This window comes from Peribacillus sp. V2I11 (assembly GCF_030817135.1).
Lineage (GTDB): Bacteria > Bacillota > Bacilli > Bacillales > DSM-1321 > Peribacillus > Peribacillus simplex.
On sequence record NZ_JAUSYW010000001.1, the window covers coordinates 2621528 to 2642343 of the forward strand.

At 41.5% G+C, this 20816-nt stretch carries 20 protein-coding genes, 1 pseudogene and 1 riboswitch; of the genes and pseudogenes, 18 read left to right on the plus strand and 3 right to left on the minus strand.

Features of this window, described 5'->3' with window-relative positions:
• Positions 1-108: 108 nt before the first annotated feature.
• Positions 109-1131 (minus strand): LCP family protein, encoded by a 1023-nt coding sequence (locus tag QFZ73_RS12615; RefSeq protein WP_251426780.1) that lies wholly within the window; start codon positions 1129-1131, stop codon positions 109-111.
• Positions 1132-1309: 178 nt separating this feature from the next.
• Positions 1310-1945 (minus strand): YigZ family protein, encoded by a 636-nt coding sequence (locus tag QFZ73_RS12620; RefSeq protein WP_063235703.1) that lies wholly within the window; start codon positions 1943-1945, stop codon positions 1310-1312.
• 616 nt (positions 1946-2561) lie between these two features.
• Between QFZ73_RS12620 and QFZ73_RS12625 the strand changes: the two are divergent.
• The 11 genes and pseudogenes from QFZ73_RS12625 (at position 2562) to QFZ73_RS12675 (ending at position 11250) form a co-directional block, all read left to right on the plus strand.
• A pseudogene (locus tag QFZ73_RS12625) lies at positions 2562-3713 on the plus strand (sensor histidine kinase).
• A 47-nt stretch (positions 3714-3760) separates the two neighbouring features.
• The gene (locus QFZ73_RS12630) at positions 3761-4444 is read left to right on the plus strand and encodes a response regulator (protein WP_251426774.1); all 684 of its coding nucleotides are present in this window, start codon (positions 3761-3763) and stop codon (positions 4442-4444) included.
• A gap of 202 nt (positions 4445-4646) precedes the next feature.
• A complete protein-coding gene (locus tag QFZ73_RS12635; RefSeq protein ID WP_307266548.1) occupies positions 4647-5489 on the plus strand; it encodes a DegV family protein in 843 nt (280 codons plus the stop codon).
• Between the two features lie 123 nt (positions 5490-5612).
• Entirely contained in the window at positions 5613-7004 is a 1392-nt protein-coding gene (locus tag QFZ73_RS12640; RefSeq protein ID WP_307272752.1) for an ATP-dependent helicase ComFA, read from the plus strand.
• On the plus strand, positions 6997-7689 hold the full coding sequence (locus QFZ73_RS12645; protein WP_251426770.1) for a ComFC family protein: 693 nt from the start codon (positions 6997-6999) through the stop codon (positions 7687-7689). The genes QFZ73_RS12640 and QFZ73_RS12645 overlap by 8 nt, the downstream gene beginning before the upstream one ends.
• Before the next feature lie 99 nt (positions 7690-7788).
• Positions 7789-7917 carry a hypothetical protein gene (locus QFZ73_RS28920; RefSeq protein ID WP_373458930.1) on the plus strand — a complete coding sequence of 43 codons (129 nt, stop codon included), beginning with the start codon at positions 7789-7791 and terminating at the stop codon, positions 7915-7917.
• 494 nt (positions 7918-8411) lie between these two features.
• Entirely contained in the window at positions 8412-8675 is a 264-nt protein-coding gene (gene flgM / locus QFZ73_RS12655) for a flagellar biosynthesis anti-sigma factor FlgM (protein WP_307266553.1), read from the plus strand.
• A gap of 75 nt (positions 8676-8750) precedes the next feature.
• Entirely contained in the window at positions 8751-9020 is a 270-nt protein-coding gene (gene flgN, locus QFZ73_RS12660) for a flagellar export chaperone FlgN (RefSeq protein WP_307266555.1), read from the plus strand.
• A gap of 159 nt (positions 9021-9179) precedes the next feature.
• Positions 9180-9524, plus strand: a complete 345-nt coding sequence (fliT, locus tag QFZ73_RS12665) for a flagellar protein FliT (protein WP_307266558.1) — start codon at positions 9180-9182, stop codon at positions 9522-9524.
• A 252-nt stretch (positions 9525-9776) separates the two neighbouring features.
• Positions 9777-10334 (plus strand): ribosome hibernation-promoting factor, HPF/YfiA family, encoded by a 558-nt coding sequence (gene hpf / locus QFZ73_RS12670; protein WP_063233921.1) that lies wholly within the window; start codon positions 9777-9779, stop codon positions 10332-10334.
• Between the two features lie 658 nt (positions 10335-10992).
• A riboswitch (cyclic di-GMP riboswitch) is annotated at positions 10993-11078 on the plus strand.
• Between the two features lie 31 nt (positions 11079-11109).
• Positions 11110-11250, plus strand: a complete 141-nt coding sequence (locus QFZ73_RS12675) for an anti-repressor SinI family protein (RefSeq protein ID WP_307266564.1) — start codon at positions 11110-11112, stop codon at positions 11248-11250.
• Between the two features lie 149 nt (positions 11251-11399).
• Here the strand turns inward: QFZ73_RS12675 and QFZ73_RS12680 are convergent, their stop codons facing one another.
• Positions 11400-11723, minus strand: a complete 324-nt coding sequence (locus QFZ73_RS12680; RefSeq protein WP_307266567.1) for a helix-turn-helix domain-containing protein — start codon at positions 11721-11723, stop codon at positions 11400-11402.
• Positions 11724-12144: 421 nt separating this feature from the next.
• Here QFZ73_RS12680 and secA point away from each other — a divergent pair, with 421 nt between their 5' ends.
• The 7 genes from secA (at position 12145) to QFZ73_RS12715 (ending at position 20674) form a co-directional block, all read left to right on the plus strand.
• Positions 12145-14658 carry a preprotein translocase subunit SecA gene (secA, locus tag QFZ73_RS12685; RefSeq protein WP_307266570.1) on the plus strand — a complete coding sequence of 838 codons (2514 nt, stop codon included), beginning with the start codon at positions 12145-12147 and terminating at the stop codon, positions 14656-14658.
• A gap of 170 nt (positions 14659-14828) precedes the next feature.
• A protein-coding gene (gene prfB, locus QFZ73_RS12690) for a peptide chain release factor 2 (RefSeq protein WP_251426756.1) occupies positions 14829-15927 on the plus strand; the annotation gives its coding sequence in 2 pieces (ribosomal slippage) (positions 14829-14891 and positions 14893-15927; 1098 coding nt in all).
• Between the two features lie 204 nt (positions 15928-16131).
• Positions 16132-16947, plus strand: coding sequence for a YitT family protein (locus QFZ73_RS12695; RefSeq protein WP_373459006.1), 816 nt, complete (start codon positions 16132-16134; stop codon positions 16945-16947).
• A 48-nt stretch (positions 16948-16995) separates the two neighbouring features.
• On the plus strand, positions 16996-17337 hold the full coding sequence (gene cccB / locus QFZ73_RS12700) for a cytochrome c551 (RefSeq protein WP_307266575.1): 342 nt from the start codon (positions 16996-16998) through the stop codon (positions 17335-17337).
• Between the two features lie 292 nt (positions 17338-17629).
• Complete coding sequence (gene ftsE, locus QFZ73_RS12705) at positions 17630-18316, plus strand: cell division ATP-binding protein FtsE (protein WP_076368273.1); 687 nt, start codon at positions 17630-17632, stop codon at positions 18314-18316.
• Positions 18306-19199, plus strand: a complete 894-nt coding sequence (ftsX, locus tag QFZ73_RS12710; RefSeq protein WP_251426751.1) for a permease-like cell division protein FtsX — start codon at positions 18306-18308, stop codon at positions 19197-19199. The genes ftsE and ftsX overlap by 11 nt, the downstream gene beginning before the upstream one ends.
• Positions 19200-19294: 95 nt before the next feature.
• Positions 19295-20674, plus strand: coding sequence for a murein hydrolase activator EnvC family protein (locus QFZ73_RS12715; RefSeq protein ID WP_251426749.1), 1380 nt, complete (start codon positions 19295-19297; stop codon positions 20672-20674).
• The last annotated feature ends 142 nt before the right edge of the window (positions 20675-20816 follow it).

Sequence of the window (20816 nt, forward strand, 5' to 3'; positions counted from 1 at the left end):
TCATTTAAGGCTGTCTGCGAAGCATGTCATTTCATATAAGTTAAGCTATATGCAGGCGAACGCTTCAAAAAAAGGAAACCCCACTCATGAGTGAGTGGGGGTTTCACTTTATTCTTGTGTTTGTGATTGAGCGGCTTCGGTTTGATTGCCTTCATTCGGTCCCAGGTTCAAGTGGGATTGAAGCAATAGCTTAGTGTTCGCTACTGATGTATCGTTCAGCTGATAATAATAGGTCCCGTTAATGGTAGAATCCTGACCTTCAAGTTTGATGGTTTCAAGATTGAGTCCTTTATCGGTAGTTACATATTTTATGAAACCTCTCATTTGCGAGAATTTAAGGTTCGTTGTCATATTGTCACCGACAGCTTCCATTACGTCTGTATATTTCGTCAGTGATCCGGCAGAGGTCGCTTTGGCAATGATGGCTTTTAGGACTTCCTGCTGACGCTCACCGCGTTGGATATCACTGTCCTTTTTACGTGTCCGTGCAAACGCTAATGCTTCTTCACCATCAACGGTCTGTAATCCTTCTTCGAGATGGATGGCATTCTTTTTGTCATGTGAATCGATTTCATTTATTTCATAAGGGACGTCGACTTCGATACCATCCAATGAATCTACGACATCGATGAAAGCATTAAAGTTCATGCGAACATAATAATCGACAGGGATATCGAATAACTCCTCTACGGTGTCCATCGTCGCCTTTGGTCCGCCGGCTGCGTGGGCCGCGTTGATTTTCGTGGTTACGCCTTTGGCTGGCACGTACACATAGGAATCACGTGGAATGCTTAATAGTTTTATAGATTTTTGATCTTTATTGAATGTGGCCAGAATTAAAGCATCCGATCGGGAATTTCCTTTTAAGTCACGGTCCTTACTATCATCGATCCCTATGAAAAGGATCGAGAAATTATCTTCGAGCGGGTCGATCGCTGCATTTCGCTTTGCTGATGCTTCCACAGGGTCATAAGAATCACTGAATACATTCTGGGCTTTCATATACAGGGTTGCTGCATACGTAGAAGCTCCCAGACCAAGTACCAGCAGGGGAACAAGCAATAACCAAAGCCGGTTTCGCCTTTTTTTCTTTGTTTTTTTAATTTTATAAACACGCCTAGTAGTAGACATCTTTTTCTTCTCCTTTTAAATAACGAACATCAGACATATATCGCTATTTTTCGAATCCTGCAGTTTATATTTCGTCATATATTACACCTAATTTTACAATGATTTAATAATTTCGTAAAATAAATATTTCTTTTCAATTATATTACAGCATAAAAAAGGAAAAATATGCAGGAGTATATCAGGCGAATTCCTCTTCCAAATAAAGCATTTCTTCCTCAGTGATGTGGCCTTGACCATTTGTCAGCTCTGTAATCCAAGCGGTATATGTCTCTTTTTGCGTTTCCTCAACATATACAAGGATATTGACCTGATCAAGGTACTGAATTTCCTTTATTTGATAAATGGAAGATCGCAATTCGTTTTCCAATTTTCCAAGCCAGGTATAGTCGACGGTTGTCGAAATGACCCGCATTAGTTTTCTGATGACCACACCAGTGGTATTTATTCCTTCTGAAGTCGCTTTGCTGTATGCGCGAATGAGACCGCCAGCACCAAGTTTGATTCCGCCAAAATACCGTGTGACCACAACAGCGGTGTCTTTCAGTTCTTTTTTCTTAAGCACTTCTAGGATAGGGACGCCTGCCGTTCCGCTCGGTTCCCCATCGTCGAGGGCTTTTTGGATTTGATTTTGTTCCCCGATCATATAGGCTGAACAATTATGTGTAGCATCTTTATGCTTTTTCTTGATTTCCTGGATAAAGGCCTGTGCGGCATCTTCGGTTTCAACCCGGGCGATGTGGGAAATAAAACGGGATTTTTCAATGACGATTTCATGTTCGCCGCGACCTGCCACCGTTAAATATTGAGTGAGCATTACTATTCCACCTTCGTACTTCCTATTAGTTGATTTATTATAAGGCTTTGCGGAAAAAGTGGCAATGACGATTCATTTACATACCGCATGTGTAAAGAAACTTTAATATAAGATAAAGCTGTACGTGTTATAATTAATTTCATTGCCTGTTATTGTTATTAGCTGGTCATTATGCTTAAAAGAATAACATTGTAGGAAAAACTTGAGTTCTGTGTCATTATCCTGGCTTTACCTTAACGTGTCCTCTCATTTCAAGGATTTTGCCATTTAATAAATGCATCTGTTTCATATGATAATCAATGGAGCGGAATATCCCCATTTGGTTGAAAAGGATATTTTGCATTAGGATAATAGAAAAGGCTTTCTGCCTTAATAGGCAGACTTAATGGCCGGGAATATGAGATGTATAGTAAATATGTACATTTTATGGAAATCACAAAAGGAAATTAACGTATTTTTAATCTTTTTTTGGTACAATATGTTCATGAAGGTTACTTCATACAAAAGTTTCCTGAAATTTAACCATTCATGAAAAAGGGAAAGAACTTTTTTCCATATACATAGTCTTTAAGACAATAAATTGTTTAAGTCTATTGATTTAAGTGGAGGGATCTTAATGTCCATAAAAAAGGTTGATGCTAAAGCATTGGACAAGATCTTAGAAACAATGGTGAGCACTGTGAGTGAAAGTAAGATGAGTCTTTGATAAGTCTTTGATATCGGCGAACAATGCCGAAAGGATTTCGAGTCATTATCAAAAGAGCTTGATGATGTGAAAATCAGGGTTGCCATTGTGATAACCGACAGCGATGCACTGGATTCAAAAGCCAGGTTTGCTCGAAAAAGGCTTTCAGAAGTCAGTATGCACTTCAACCATTTTTCTGAAGAACAGGTGCGCGATGCTTATGAAAGGGCACATAAGCTGCAAGTCGATTTACAAATTAACCGGCAATTGGAGAAAGAGCTCCGTAATCGCCGGGATGAGCTTGAGTTGAGGTTAAGGGGTTTACAGCAGACGATCGATAAAGCGGTGCATCTCGTCTCGCAAATATCGGTAGTGCAGAATTATTTGACACAGGATCTTAAATTTGTGGGGGAAGCCCTTCAAGAAGCGAAACGCAAACAGGACTTCGGCCTGAAAATAATCGAAGCCCAGGAGCAGGAACGTAAAAAGCTCTCACGGGAAATTCATGATGGTCCGGCGCAAATGCTGGCAAACGTCATGATGCGCTCAGACCTGATAGAACGAGTGCAACGGGAGAGAGGTCCTGATGAAGCGTTAGTGGAAATCCGGAGTTTAAAGGTCATGGTAAGGAATGCTTTATATGAAGTGCGCAGAATCATCTATGACCTTCGCCCTATGGCGCTTGATGATTTAGGCCTTGTTCCAACCCTCAGAAAGTACCTGCAAACGACCGAAGACTATAATAATGGTGTGAATCTGAATTTCGTCAACCTTGGACAGGTCAAAAGGCTTCCTTCCGATATGGAGGTCGCTTTATTCAGGCTGGTTCAAGAGGCTGTACAAAATTCATTAAAGCATGCTGACCCAAAACAGATTCAAGTTAAACTGTCCATTTCCAAGGAGATGGTGACCGTCGTCGTGAAAGATGATGGAAAGGGGTTTGACTCTTCGATTCAAAAAGAAGGTTCATTTGGGTTGGTAGGAATGAGAGAAAGAGTCGAGCTGCTGGAAGGTGAAATGACGATCGATTCACAACCGGGGGCAGGCACTTTGGTATTTATACAAATTCCCTACCATTTATAAATTATAGAGAATAGACATATTAAATAGAAACTAGGAGGAAGAAGCCGTTGAAGACTAGTATCATCATTATCGATGACCATCAGCTTTTCCGTGAAGGCGTAAAGCGCATATTAGATTTTGAATCATCCTTTGATGTTGTTGCCGAGGGTGATGACGGAAGCGAAGCTATGGATCTCGTTGAAACACATAAACCCGATGTTGTTATCATGGATATCAACATGCCGAACATGAATGGGGTCGAAGCAACAAAAATGCTCGTGAACCGTTACCCTGAAACAAAAGTCATCATCCTTTCCATTCATGATGATGAAAACTACGTGCAGCACGCATTGAAAACAGGAGCACAAGGTTATCTGTTGAAAGAAATGGACGCAGATGCGTTGATTGATGCTGTGCGTGTAGTTGCTGAAGGAGGCTCATACCTTCATCCGAAGGTGACCCATAATTTAGTTAAAGAATATCGCCGCTTAGCAGCTGAAGAGGGTGCTGATCGTGATTCCATACATACAATAGAAATCAGGAGGCCGCTTCACCTATTGACTCGACGCGAATGTGAAGTGCTTCAACTTTTAGCGGACGGGAAAAGTAACCGTGCCATCGGCGAAACTCTATATATCAGTGAAAAAACAGTCAAGAACCATGTGAGTAACATTCTTCAGAAGATGAATGTGAATGACCGTACACAAGCGGTTGTCCTAGCTATTAAAAATGGCTGGGTGGAAGTGAAGTAATTAAAGCGTTTGATAAGTCCGGCTCTTCAGATTCCGCAATGCGTGCTGAAGGGCTGGATTTTTTTGTTGGAAGGATGACTCGGTTCAAATTTATGGTTTCATATTTTTGGTAATGCAGAATGCTACTTAATGCAAATTAAGGCATTTTCAGATAGAATGGTGAATATGATACAGAGTAAATTTTTATAAGGATGGTACTATTATGAAAACCGCAGTCGTAACAGATAGCACTGCATATATACCTAAGGAAATACGTGATCGTTTACATATACATATGATGCCGCTTAATGTCATTTTTTCCAATGAAGCTTATCGGGAGGAAGTTGATATTACTGCGGACGAGTTTTATGAGGAAGTAAAGAGGCAGGAGAAATTGCCGACCACTTCACAGCCTCCAATCGGGAAGTTTGTCGAGAAGTTCGAGGAGCTGCAAAACGAATATGATGATGTTATTTCCATTCATTTATCGAGCGGCATCAGCGGAACGTATCAAGGAGCAGTATCTGCAGGTGAAATGGTCGAGGGAATTAGGGTTCATGCCTTTGATTCGGAAATCAGCTGCATGGTACAGGGGTTTTACGTGATCGAGGCGGCAAAGATGGCACTTGATGGTAAAGGTGCTGAAGAAATCATGGCCAGGCTCGAAGAAATGAAACCATCGGTCAGGGCATACTTCATGGCAGATGACCTATCCCATCTGCAGCGCGGCGGCCGCTTAAGCAGTGCCCAAGCATTGATTGGCAGTCTCCTTCAAGTGAAGCCGGTCCTCCATTTTGTTGATAAAGTCATCGTCCCATTCGAAAAAATCCGTACTAGAAAAAAAGCGATGAAACGGATTGCCGATTTACTTGGAGAAGATGCGGCGAGCGGCGAGAAATATAAAGCCGTCATCATTCATGCAAAACGGGAAAGTGAAGCTAAAGACTGGAAAGCCGAACTTGAAGCTCGGTTCCCAAATGTCGAATTTGACATCAGCTACTTCGGTCCAGTAATCGGAACGCATCTGGGTGAAGGCTCAATGGGGATGGGCTGGTATAAAATTTAAGCTGTGACGCCTTTCCTAAGTGAAAGGCATTTTTTTATGGAGCAAAAAGGAATCCGGGAGTAAAAAGCGAATGATAAGGAGGAGTGTAATTTATTAAGAAATGGAGGTTGCAGTTTGGAAAAAATGAGCATTTCCCCCCCTTATTCCACGAAACTTCAGAACCATCTCACCGGCAAACATCTTTTGGCCTTCGAAATCCCCTTCTCCCAAGAACTCCTCGCAGAGCACCTCAAGAATGGGTATGTCTCGGAAACCTGCGGCGTGCAATCCGGGAACGGCAGTTATCACTGTGTACGCTGCGGTAACAAAGATCAAACTTTGTTTTATACATTCCCTTGCAAGATTTGCAATCAAGATTGCACTTACTGCCGCTCATGCATCATGATGGGACGGGTCAGTGAATGTGCAAAGCTTTATAGGTGGACCGGTCCCGGCATTCAGTTTACGATTCCTGACAATGTGATGAGGTGGGCAGGCACTTTATCGGCAGGTCAACAAAATGCCTCCGACTGTGTCGTTGAAGCCGTAAAGGGAAAAGATGAATTTCTGGTCTGGGCTGTATGCGGGGCAGGGAAGACGGAGGTCCTATTTCCGGCGATTGAGGCAGCTTTGCATGCCGGGAAACGGATTTGTTTGGCAACACCGCGGACCGATGTGGTTCTCGAACTCTCCCCAAGGTTAAAAAAGGCTTTTCCTGCCATTGAAGTCGCGACCCTCTATGCAGGCAGTGCCGATCGACATGGCTTTTCGCCATTAACCGTTTCCACGACACATCAGCTTTTCCGTTTTATTGAAGCTTTCGATGTCATCATCGTTGATGAAGTCGATGCATTTCCCTACTCAATTGATGATTCGCTGCATTATGCGGTTAATAAATCGAAAAAGGTTTCTGCTGCAACCATTTACTTGACCGCCACACCTTCGAAACGGATGCAGCGGCTATATCGAAGCGGCAGTTTGAAAGCCGTCATTATCCCGGCCCGTTATCATCGCCAGCCAATCCCGGTCCCTGAAATGAAGTGGAGCGGCAATTGGCAAAAACTATTTCTTCAAAAAAAGATTCCCCCCGCAATCAACGGATGGGTAAGTGAACGCCTTAAGCGGAATATCCCCTTCCTATTGTTTTTTCCAAGCATTCAAGTGATGGAGCAGGTCATTCCGATGTTTCAAGAGCTGTCCCCTAAATTATCGATTGTCCACTCCCGGCACCCTGATCGAAAACAAAAAGTAATGGCACTAAGGAATGGAAGGGTTCCAGGATTACTGACCACGACCATCCTGGAACGCGGCGTGACAATTGAGCGGTTGGAAGTAGCCGTGATTGGTGCTGAACATGAAGTGTTTTCTAATAGTGCACTCGTTCAGATAGCTGGCAGGGTAGGAAGAAGCTTTGCTAACCCTGCCGGGACGATCACCTTTTTTCATTACGGTAAAAGTAAAGCGATGGTCGAGGCGATACACCATATACAAATGATGAATGAAGATGCCATGAAAAGGGGGCTGCTGGATGAATAGATGTCTTGTTTGTGATGAAGGAATGAAGCAAGCATTGACATGGAGGAGCCTTTTTGCGCGGGCCGAGGCAAGGGCAATCTGCGCAGGATGTGAGGGGAAACTTAATAGGATAACCGGAGAAACATGTTCAATGTGCTCAAGGGAGCTGGGTGGGGATCATACCAACGGTGACCTCTGTCTGGATTGTTCAAGATGGGACAGGAATAGGGAATGGGGAGGCTATTTGTCGAAGAACATATCACTATTTCATTATAATGAATACTTAAAAGATATTATTGCTAAATATAAGTACCGTGGGGACTATGCATTAGCTGGGGTTTTCGTCCCTTTTTTGAAAGAAAGGTTAAAGGACATGGAGTTTGATCTGGTAACGGTCATCCCGCTTAGTCATGAACGGCTTAGGGAGCGGGGATTCAACCAGGGTCAGGCTTTGGCAGATCTTCTTGGGCTTCACACGGTTGAGACCTTGACAAGAATCCATTCGGAAAAACAATCAAAAAAATCACGTCAAGAGAGAATGTCATTACCGCAGGTTTTTCAGGTCATGCAATCTGATTTGCTGGATCATAAATCTATTTTGATCATCGATGACATTTACACGACAGGCACAACTCTCAGGCATGCAGCCAAAGCATTGATAACGGCTGGGGCCAAAGAAGTATCATCCATCACCCTGGCTAGGTGAAACAGTTTATTTTAATGAACATCCTAAAGTATCGCTGGGATTATTCGATATATACAGTACTGAAGAATAATCGCTGTGATGGTGAAGGAGGGGGCCTAGATGGAAGTATTCAACTGTCCAAACTGTAATTCGTTATTCGTTATGACGAAATTCCGTGATGTATGCGATGCCTGTTATAAAGAAGAAGAAGCCCAATATGATAAAGTGTATGCATATATTCATAAATAGAACGGTGTCCATGATGCAGGTGGTTAAGGGCACTGGCGTTGAAGAAACGTTAATAATTAAATTTGTGAGAACCGGAAAGCTGGCGCAGTTTCCTAATCTAGGAATTCCATGTGAGAAGTGCGGCGCTAACATCAAGTACGGAAGGTTATGCGGCAAATGCGGCGATTCACTGCGATCGGATTTGCAGGCATTTGAAAATGAGGAAAACGCCTGACTGAAATTCAAGGAAATGAAAAAAAATACGTACTACATGAAGGATGATCAAAAAGGAAGAATCATGGAAACATGATGCGGTATTTGTTAAAATATTCGATATTGAGAACAATATTCGACAATGGATGTCGAAGGAAAGATTACAGGAAACAATTAAAGAGGTCCATTCCTTGTCGATAATAAAGATAGGGAGAATAACACAGTACTAAGCCATTTTCATGTGTAAAGGAATCGAAACATAATGGAATTTATTAAATCGACCGAAGGAGAGGATCTGGAATATGAAAATCAATAACGTCGGTATGACAGGTGTTAACCCTTATAATCTTCAAGCCAATAAAACGGAGAATATCAAAGAATCCAAGGTCAAATACTTGGATAAAGTTGAAATTTCTTCAGCAGCAAAAGAAATGCAGCAATCATCTCCGATTCTTGCTGCAAGACAAGCAAAAGTGGACGAACTGAAAATCCAAGTTGAAAAAGGGAATTATAAATTGAATGCACAATCAACGGCTAAGGGTCTCATCGATTTTTACCGGAAATGAATTTTCAATGAAAAAGCTTGAATGAAGGGACGGAGCCATTTGCCGTCTTCATTTATGAGAGGAGGAGGCAGCAAAATGTCTGCACGGAACATCATCGGATCGCTTGAGGAATTGATCAGGCTTCATAAAAGCTTCAATCAATTGTCGATAAGAAAAACGGCCATTTTGAAAGCAAATGATACCGAGGCAATTACTGCCCTGCTGATTTCGGAACAAAAGCATATTAAAGCGATCAGTCAAACGGATAAGGAAAGAGAAAGGGCAGTCGAGGAATTTCTTGAAAGGGTACGGTGGGACAGCCGGCCTCCATCCATACCATACCGTAACGGAACTGACAGGACCTGAAGAAACGGAAAACCTTGAAATGCTAATAGCGGAATTGATTTATGAAGTGACAAAGCTAAAGGAGCGGAACGGTTTAAATCAGCAATTGATCTATCAGTCACTTCAATTCATCAATGTCTCTTGACGGCTTGGTGTGGATTCCCAAAGCGGTCAAGTGTAATGGAGATTCGAGCCTTTCGTGATTTGACTGCTGAATTACTTGCCGTTCTGGAAGAATGCAAGATTACAGAACGTGATGATAAAATAGGAAGGGTCACACAGCTGATTGACCAACGAGATGGTCTTCTTTCTCAAATCAAACCGCCTTTTACTGTCGAAGAGCAGCAGCTGGGCCGTGCAACAGTGTTGCTTAACAAACAGGTCGATCACTTGCTGAAGCTCCAAAAGCAGGAGATACAGCGGGACATCCAGGAAATAAATAAGAAGAAACGATCATCTAATAAACACACGAACCCGTATGAAAGTCCATCAGTGGATGGCATGTTCTACGATAAAAGAAATTGATTACCCAACCGTTTGGATTCCAAACGGTCTTTATGTTAATTATTTTTAAATTTTCTGTAAATAATATAGGCTTAATTTTTTCTTTATGGCATAGCATTTGATATAATGAAGCTAGGGCAGACATCAACCCTTTCCAGACCTTCCGACAATTGTTTCATTATTTCGACATATTTCATGATGTGTTTCTAAAGGGAACCGGAGGGGTATTGTAGAATCTAACTGTATAGTCTTAATTTAAGGAGGACTCACTTTATGAATTACAACGTACGCGGTGAAAACATTGAGGTAACTCCAGCAATTCGAGAATACGTCGAAAAGAAAATTGGCAAGTTAGAACGATATTTTAACAATACACCAGATGCAAATGTGTTAGTGAATTTAAAAGTGAACAATAATACATCAAAGGTCGAAGTGACGATTCCTATGCAGAATTTGGTTCTTCGCGCTGAAGAGGAAAATGCGGATATGTATGCTGCCATTGACTTGATCAATGATAAGCTTGAACGCCAAATTCGTAAACATAAAACGAAGGTCAATCGTAAGTTCCGGAACAATCTATCGACTACACCCGATGCATTCGCCTTCAATACGGAAGTTGACGAAGTGGTGGATGAATTCGAAGACGATAATGATATTGAAGTGGTCCGCAATAAGCGCTTTGATTTAAAGCCGATGGACAGTGAAGAAGCGATTTTACAAATGAATATGCTTGGTCACAGTTTCTTCGTTTACACGAATGCGGATACTAATACAACAAACGTAGTGTACCGTCGAAAAGATGGACGCTATGGATTGATTGAACCTAGTTAATTATTATTTTAAGATCAAAAGCACAGCCCCCGGGTTGTGCTTTTTTAATGTATGTTGATAGAATTCATTGGCTGTTGAATTTACTAGAAAAGTAATCTTTTGTTCTCTAAAGAATACAAAATTTATTAAAAATCCATTTTAAAGAACAGTTTTAGTTCTTTATTAAGACAAGTGGTCAGTTTTACCAATTTAATCACCCTTATCTTTTGCACTATACTCGAATTGTTGGTACTTTAAAAAGAACAACTGGTTATTTATAAAAAACGTTTTGATCAAGGTGCAGAGGGGTTGGATTACTTTTATCGAAACAATTGCCATACATGCCATAGGTCCTCTTTTAGCAGTGCGGAATATGGAAAGTGGCTTTGCCCGACCTGCGGTGAGGACTTAACTGCGCAAAAAGCCCTGGATGCACTTGCAATTGAGAGAATCAATACACCCCAACGAAATATTAAGAAGAGCAATATTTTACTATTATACAAAAAACGAAATTGAATTAGTCCATGATAAATCACCTAAACTTTTAATTTTCTTAATATTGTAATATTTTGTCGGATAAAAGTTTTTGCATTTATGCGGATTACCGACATAAAATAGCAATATATGGAATGTGTATCCGTTATAATATGATTGCAAGTAATATATTTGGTAATAAATACCACGACTAAGGCAAGCTTATTGAAAGATGAGGGCGCAAAGGCATAGGTCTAAGGTCCTTGTGACTATGATGGCTGGTCTGCCTGAAATACAAAGAGTATTTTAGGAGGTAGAAGAGGTGGCTAATGTGGAAATGGATCAAGAATGGGTGAAATTGATTTCAGAAGCAAGGAGCATGGGTTTCAAAAAAGAGGAAATCAGTGCTTTTTTGAAACGGGCAAGCCTTGGGGTTACATTAGAGGAGAACGATGGAAAATAGGTTCCGAACAAGTTCGGGAACATCCCTATAAACAGTGGTTCGATTCAGTAGCTGCTTATAGGGTTCATTCTTCCTTGAGATTCTAGTGAGTCTAGCTTATTCAAACTGTATTCTTCAGGATTATGTAGGTAAACTAGTGCACTACCACTCTACTCTTCTTTATCTTTTCTCCATTTATTAAACTCGATGAATTCCCTGAATTGTTGTTTTGAAACACCCGAAATCATGGCTTCCTCAACGATTTTCATCCAGTCAGTGTCCAAGGTTTCCTTATTTGGAGCATCATAAAGCAGGGCATCAACAGGAATGTTAAGTACGGCGGAGATTTTTTCTAGAAATTGAATAGAAGGATTCGTTTGTAAGTTCCGCTCGAGCGAACTTAAATAGGACTTTGCCACACCCGCTTTATCGGCAAGTTCAGTCATCGACATTTTTTTTTCTTCTCGCAGTTTTTTTACACGTTCACCAATCATCAATACCACCTCGAAACATGTTCTATTTATATTCCGCTATTAAGTTACAGTGCCCACCTTATCATTCAAAACATGACGCCTGTAAGGCTGGATTACCTTGACATGCTATCGCTAGAGGGCACAGGCAGCATCTAGTGATGGAAGGTTATGGAAAATTCTCGTTTGCATATGGAATAGTGGGGGATTTTGCAACATATTTTTTATACTTCCTTCTATTTTAACAGTTTTACTCCTCATTTATCCATTGTTTTTCGCAAGAATTGAATTCAGGTCTATACCAGGGAAGTGACATGAAGTTGTACCTCTAGGATAGAAGTGGTAAAATTAAGCGTGCATTAGTAATAATAGAAGATGTGTTTCTTCTTACTTATATGAATTTTGTCATTGAACGATCATTACCATAATAGAGGAGCGTTATTGAATGCTTAATATATTAAATAAAGTTTTTGATCCGAATAAGCGAGAAATCAAACGTTTAGAAAAAATCGCTGATCAGGTCGAAGCGCTGGCTGATGAGACGGCTGCGCTATCGGATGAACAGTTGCGTGCCAAAACGGGTGAGTTTAAAGAGCGTTATCAAAATGGCGAAACCGTTGATGATTTGCTTGTCGAGGCTTTTGCAGTTGCGCGTGAAGGGGCAAAGCGTGCTCTGGGCCTATACCCTTACCGTGTTCAAATCATGGGTGGGGCATCCCTTCATGATGGAAATATCTCCGAGATGAAAACAGGGGAAGGTAAAACCTTAACATCCACCATGCCGGTTTACTTAAACGCGCTTACCGGTAAAGGTGTACATGTCGTTACTGTCAATGAATACTTGGCACACCGGGATGCCACCGAGATGGGTGTATTGTATGATTTCCTTGGTTTGACCGTCGGATTGAATTTGAACAGTCATTCCAAAGAAGAAAAACAAGCCGCATACAATGCGGACATTACGTACAGTACGAATAATGAGTTAGGTTTTGATTACCTTCGTGACAATATGGTGTTATATAAAGAACAAATGGTACAGCGCCCGCTGCACTTTGCTGTCATTGATGAGGTCGATTCGATTTTGATCGATGAGGCGAGAACGCCATTGATCATTTCCGGTTCCGCACAAAAATCGGCTCAGCTTTATATCCAGGCCAATGCGTTTGTGAGAACCTTAAAAAAAGAAACGGACTTCACATATGATGAAAAGACAAAAGGTGTTCAGCTGACGGAAGATGGGATGAATCGAGCAGAAAAAGCGTTTAATATCGATAATTTGTTCGATATTAATCACGTTACTTTGAATCATCATATCAACCAGGCGTTAAAGGCGCATGTTTCCATGCATCTGGATGTGGATTATGTGGTCCAGGAAGGCGAGATAGTCATCGTTGACCAATTCACTGGCCGTTTGATGAAAGGCCGCCGTTACAGTGAAGGTCTCCACCAGGCGATCGAAGCGAAAGAAGGACTTGAAATTCAAAATGAAAGCATGACTCTTGCGACGATCACATTCCAGAACTATTTCAGGATGTATGAAAAACTTTCAGGTATGACCGGTACAGCCAAAACGGAAGAAGAGGAATTCCGCAATATTTATAATATGAATGTCATTGCGATCCCGACAAACAGGAATATCATTAGGGATGACAGGGCAGATCTTATATACGCGACAACCGATGGGAAATTCAAGGCTGTTGTGGAAGACATAGCCGAACGTTATACAAAGGGGCAGCCTGTGCTTGTCGGTACGGTTGCCATCGAAACATCTGAAGTCATATCTGCCTATTTATCCAAAAAAGGAATCCCTCACGATGTTTTGAATGCCAAGAACCATGAGCGCGAAGCGGAAATCATTGCGAATGCAGGTAATCAAGGCTCGGTTACGATTGCTACGAACATGGCAGGGCGAGGTACAGATATCAAGCTTGGTGAAGGTGTCAAGGAGCTTGGGGGCCTTGCTGTCATAGGCACGGAACGTCATGAAAGCAGGCGTATAGATAACCAGCTGCGTGGTCGGTCCGGCCGTCAGGGAGACCCAGGGGTCACTCAATTCTATTTATCAATGGAAGATGAATTGATGCGCCGCTTCGGTTCGGATAACATGAAAAACATGATGGCACGCCTTGGAATGGATGATTCCCAGCCAATTCAAAGTAAAATGGTGACAAGGGCCGTTGAATCCGCACAGAAACGGGTCGAAGGCAATAACTTCGATTCACGTAAGCAATTACTGCAGTATGATGATGTTCTCCGTCAACAACGGGAAATTATATATAAACAGCGTTTCGATGTCATGGAAAGTGAGAACTTACGTGAAATCGTCGAAACGATGATTACGGCATCCATCCAGCGAAATGTTTTAGCGTTTGCACCAATGGGTGATGAGGAAGGCTGGAATTTACAAGGCCTTGTGGATTACCTGAATGGTAACCTATTCAATGAAGGTTCAATCACTGTAGCTGATTTGGAAGGGAAAAATGAATCGGAATTGGTTGAGTTCATTTTAGCAAAAGTGAAAGAAAGCTATGACCAAAAAGAAGAAGAGCTATCTGAAGAACAAATGCGTGAATTCGAAAAAGTAATCGTTCTTCGTGCAGTCGATAGTAAGTGGATGGACCATATTGATGCAATGGAGCAATTGCGCCAAGGGATCCACCTTCGTGCTTATGGCCAGATCGATCCGTTACGTGAATATCAATCAGAAGGTTTCGCAATGTTTGAGGCCATGATTGCTTCAATGGAAGATGAAGTCGCCAAATACATCATGAAGGCTGAAATCCGCAACAATTTGGAGCGTAAGGAAGTCATAAAAGGACAAGCGGTCAATCCGAAGGAAGAAGACGGGGGAAAAGTGAAAAAAGCCCCTGCCCGTAAAAAGGAAGACGTTGGCCGAAACGCTTTATGCCCATGCGGCAGCGGAAAAAAATATAAGAATTGCCATGGCAATTTAGGCTAAAGTTAGGTGTATAATGATTATGGGACGGTTAAGTGTAAGGCTTGCCGCCTCTTTTCATGTTTAGTTTGCATAAAGCAATATATTTGCATATAGTTTGAAGAGGTTTATTTGTAATGAAGCGAATCCTTCTTCAGGGATTTTTTTTAACATACTTAATGAGGTGAATAGAAATGGAATTAGCAGAAATAAGAAATGAACTTGAACGGACAGCGCAACGATTAACGGACTTTAGGGGGTCTCTTTGACTTAGATGAAAAAGAGGCACGAATCGCACAGCTTGAAAATGAGATGACACATCCCGATTTTTGGAATGATCAGCAAAAAGCACAAACTGTCATCAATGAAACGAATGCTTTGAAGGAACAAGTCAATCAATTGTCCGATCTGAATGAATCATATGAAAATCTGGATTTGACATATGAATTAGTGAAAGAGGAGAATGATCAAGAACTTTTGGCTGAGCTGGAAGAAGAAATCACGATTCTTTCACAAAAGATGAATGACTTTGAACTTCAACTTTTACTAAGTGAAGAATATGACTCGAAAAATGCCATTCTTGAACTGCATCCTGGTGCAGGCGGAACGGAGTCCCAGGATTGGGGTTCCATGCTGCTTCGTATGTATACAAGATGGGGTGAAAAAAGAGGCTTTAAAGTGGAAACCCTTGATTACCTTCCAGGTGATGAAGCTGGAATCAAGAGTGTCACTTTAATTTTCAAAGGCCATAACGCCTATGGTTATTTGAAAGCGGAAAAAGGGGTACACCGTCTTGTCCGGATTTCTCCTTTCGATTCTTCAGGGAGACGCCATACTTCATTCGTTTCATGTGAAGTCATGCCGGAATTCGATGAAACGATCAATATAGAAATCCGCACGGAAGATTTGAAAGTGGATACGTACCGGGCAAGTGGTGCAGGTGGTCAGCATATCAATACAACTGACTCGGCAGTCCGGATCACCCATATACCTACGAACACTGTGGTAACGTGCCAAAACGAGAGATCTCAAATCAAAAACAAGGCCCAAGCCATGAATATGCTGAAAGCCAAATTGTATCAACGTGAAATTGAACAGCAACAAGCGGATTTGGATGAAATCCGTGGTGAGCAAAAGGAAATTGGCTGGGGTAGCCAAATTCGTTCTTATGTTTTCCACCCGTATTCCATGGTTAAAGATCACCGTACCAGTGCGGAGACCGGAAACTTGGGAGCAGTCATGGATGGGGATATCGATATGTTCATTGATGCTTACTTGCGTTCAAAATTATAAGAACAGCCAGTCGGACCGCTTTCCCCCGGTCCGGCTTTTTTTATGATTCCCTTTTTAACGAATCTTCTGGCTGACATTTACAGGATTGAAAAGGGATGCTCTACCTCGTTCGGCCAATACTAGATAATAATGATGGTTCGAGGAGACTTATGCAAAATGAGGAAAAGATATCGGGAGCAGAAGCACCCTTTAATTCAAAAGTTAATGGAGTATGGATTGGTGATTGTCGGTTCGGCCATAATTGCCATTGGTTTTAATGTATTCTTACTGCCTAACCAGGTTGCATCTGGCGGGGTAAGCGGGATTAGCACGATTCTCGATTCAACTCTCGGTTGGGAGCCGGCTTATGTACTTTGGGGTTTTAATATCCCCTTGTTCATCGCAGGGCTTATTATTCTTGGAAGACATTTCGGAGCCAAAAGCCTGATTGGAACCTTGTTTTTGCCTTTAGTGGTATTTCTGACAAAGGATTGGGATGCTTGGACGAATGATGCATTGCTTGGTTCGATTTGCGGGGGGATGATGGTCGGGCTTGGGCTGGGGATCGTCTTTCGCGGGAAGGGTTCCACAGGGGGGACCGATTTAGCGGCACAGATCTTCCATAAGTATACCCATCTGTCATTAGGGACCTGTGTGGCTGTCATTGATGGAATCATCGTTTTAAGTGCTGCCATTGTTTTTGATATTGAAAAGGGGCTTTATGCATTAATAGGATTATATGTGACAAGCAAGACGATCGACCTCGTCCAGATTGGATTGAACCGGTCCAAGATGTCACTAATTATCACGAATAAAGAAATGGAAGTAAGGGATGCTATCATACATGAGCTGGACCGGGGCGTCACAGGCATATCCGGGTATGGCGGTTATACGGATGATACTCGTCCAATTTTGATGTGCGTCATAGACCAGTCGGAATTCACCAAATTGAAACAATTGGTGAAACTCGTTGATCCTAAAGCGTTTGTAATTGTAATGGACGCATCGGAGGTACTCGGGGAGGGTTTTAAACTGGATTGAAATTGGTATAATGTTCTTGTTCTAGTATAAATCGGAGGGGGTAATTCAATGAAAATGAAATGGTTAGCCTTAGTTTTGGGTACTTCTTTGGCCTTGGCTGCATGCGGTGGGAACGATGATGCTGCAGATAAAGAGCCTGCAAGTGAAAATAATGAAACGACTACGGCAAGTGCTGGTGATGCCGCAAAAATTTATGAAAACAAATGTTCAAGTTGCCATGCAGTGAATCTTGAAGGTGGCGTTGGACCGAATTTAACGAAGGTCGGTTCGAAGCTATCGAAAGAAGACATCGAAAAAGTCATTGCTAATGGCCAAGGTGGAATGCCAAAAGGAATAATCCAGGGCAAGGAAGCGAGCATGGTCGCTGAATGGCTTGCTGGACATAAGTAATGATTAATGAAACGTCCTGCTTAGCAGGACGTTTCATTTAGCCTCCATTAAACCTCGAAAAAACTCATATTTAATCCCTTATCAAGCAATCAAATCCTGGAATTATTACATAGATGTTGATATATGTCTAACTGAAATGAAACTGTAATATTTTTTATGCTTAATTTGACAAAATATGATGTTATAATGTTCCTGTGCTCAAGTAAGAGAGATTCCTGTCAGATTTCAGTGAAAATTGTCGAAAAAGCTGTAGGTACATAGTGATAATCCAAGCAAATTAGGTGGTTTTAGAATGATAGAAATGATAGATGTGAAAAAGACATATCCAAATGGCGTAATTGCCATTAATGGAATCAATGTGAAAATAAAGGCAGGCGAGTTCGTTTATGTAGTGGGTCCGAGCGGTGCCGGAAAATCGACCTTCATCAAAATGATGTATAGGGAAGAAAAGCCTACAAGCGGCAATATCTTGGTCAATGGCCTTAGCCTGCCAAGTATCCGCAATTCGAAAGTTCCTCTATTCCGCCGTAATATCGGTATGGTATTCCAAGATTTTAAACTCCTTCAAACATTCACTGCATATGAAAATGTTGCTTTTGCCATGGAAGTTATTGAAAAGGAACCAGAAGAAATCAAAAAGAGAGTCATGGAAGTCCTTGATCTGGTTGGCATTAAACATAAAGCAAGAATGCTGCCTTCCGAGTTATCTGGTGGGGAACAGCAAAGGGTTGCAATAGCCCGTTCTATCGTCAATGACCCTAAGGTAGTCATAGCCGACGAGCCAACAGGTAATCTTGATCCCGAAACATCATGGGAAATCATGAACATATTTGAAGAAATTAATAAACGCGGAACTACACTTGTCATGGCCACTCATAATAGGGACATCGTCAACAATATTAAACGACGTGTCATTGCCATTGAAAGTGGAAAAATAGTTCGCGATGAACATCGAGGTGATTACGGATATGAAATTTAGAACATTGCTCCGTCACTTCCGTGAAAGTTTTAAAAATATTGGCCGTAATGGATGGATGACGTTTGCTTCAGTCAGTGCAGTAACGGTCACTCTAACATTGGTTGGCGTCTTTTTAGTGCTCATGATGAATTTAAATCATATCGCGGGAAATGTGGAGAAAGATGTCGAAGTTCGTGCACATATTGATAATGCGGCGAATGATGACGATATAAAAGCTATCGGTAAGCAAATTACGGAGATTGACGGCATTGAATCAGTGATTTTCTCTCCAAAAGATGAAGAGCTTACTAATTTAATAGATGATTTAGGAGATAATGGTGAGGCGTTTAAACCATTTGAACAAGATAACCCATTAAGGGACGTTTATGTTATCAAAACGAAATCTCCGCAAGATGTCATCAAGGTGGCAAAAGAAATCGAAGGTTTTGAGTATATCCAAAGTGTTAAATATGGACAAGGCTACGTCGAGAAACTATTCAGCTTTGTTAATATTGCTAGAAACATAGGGATCGTTCTTATTGTAGGTTTACTATTTACTGCAATGTTCCTGATTTCGAATACGATTAAAATTACCATTGTAGCCAGAAGAAAAGAAATCGAGATCATGAGATTGGTAGGAGCAACGAATACGTTCATCCGTTGGCCATTCTTCTTGGAGGGACTCTGGTTGGGAGTCCTCGGTTCCATCATTCCCATAGGTCTGATTGCAGTACTCTACTACAATCTTTATAAATATGCAGCACCGCAGATTACGTTCAAATTCATAGATTTCCTGCCTGCAAATCCGTTTATTTATCAAGTTTCGGCCATCCTCATCGTAATTGGTGCCGTTATCGGGATATGGGGCAGCTTGATGTCCGTCAGGAAGTTCTTGAAAGTATAAAAGTGTATCTTTACTCGAAAGCCAAAAGAAGCCGGATATAAATAGAGAGACGTTACAAGGCAAGGATGTAACGGGTTGAAAGGGGAAATGAAACGTTGAAAAAAAATATCATTGCCATGAATGCCTCCATTATGATCGGGTTGGGAAGCATTTTAGCGGCACCTTCGGTTTATGCCGAGTCGATCTCTAATTTAGAAAAACAGAAAGAATCCATCCAGGAAAAACGTTCGGGTATTGAATCGAATATTTCCGAAACGGAGAAGAAAATCGATAACCTGCAGGATAAGCAAATGACAGCAGAAGACCAAATCGCTGCCATTGAAGCGAAAATTGCAGAGTCCGCAAAAAAAATCGATGCTAAAAATGCTGAAATTACACAAACGAAAAAAGAAATCGAGGCATTGAAAGAAGAGATAAAAGTATTAAAAGAGCGGATCGCCAAACGTAATGAAGTATTGAAGGAAAGGGCACTTTCTTTCCAGGAGACTGGCGGGGACGTGAACTACCTTGAAGTATTATTCGGATCATCCAGTTTTGGAGATTTAGTTGACCGTGTCGGAGCTGTAGCGACAATCGCTGAAGCCGACCGAGATATTTTAAAACAGCATGAGCTGGATAAAAAGGATTTGGAAGAAAAGCAAAACGCAGTTGAAAAGAAGCTTGCCAGTTTAGAAGTGGCAAAAGCTGAACTATTGGAGATTCAAAAGCAACAAAAACAGCAGAAGCAAGAAAAGGATGCATTGGTTAAGAAATTAAAGCAACAAGCTGAAAAGCATGAACATGAGAAGATGGGCCTAGAGGAAGAAAAAGCGAATCTTGCTGCTCAAGAAAAAGCCATCAAATCAGCCATCAGCTTAGAGCATCAACGTCTTGCCGAATTGGAAGCTGCTCGTAAAAAAGCGGCAGCCGAAGCGAAAAAACGTGCAGAACAAGAAGCGGCACAAGCGGCAGCACAAGCATCGGAAACAAAAAAACAATCCACTTCTTCAGGATATAGTGCAAAAAGCAACAGTTCATCATCAGCACCATCATCTTCACAAATTTCGGCTAATGTAAGTCAAGCGCCAGCAGTATCATCGGGTACTTTCACTAGACCTAGTGCAGGATATGTATCTTCAACAATGGGTGTACGTTGGAATAAACAGCATGCGGGCATCGATATTGCTGCTAGTGGAACGGTTCCAGTTGTAGCGGCAGCGGACGGAGTCGTAAGCCGTTCTTACTTCTCAAGTACATACGGTAACGTCATCTTCGTTACCCATTCAATTGGCGGTCAGCAATGGACTACTGTGTATGCACACTTAAATTCTAGACAGGCAAGCGAAGGTTCTGTTGTTGCCAAAGGCCAACAAATTGGCATCATGGGTAATACAGGACATTCATATGGTCAGCATTTACACTTTGAGCTACATAAAGGCCCATGGAATTATAGCAAGTCAAATGCTGTTAATCCATTAAACTATATAAATATTTAATACCCAATATATCAAATGAAAAACAGACCAGGATAAATTCCTGGTCTCAGTTTGTAGACAAAAGGGGTTCGGAATTAAAAAATTCCGAACCCCTTTTGAAATTCCCTTTTAAATTTTGACCAAAGGTTAAGAGATTTGGTCT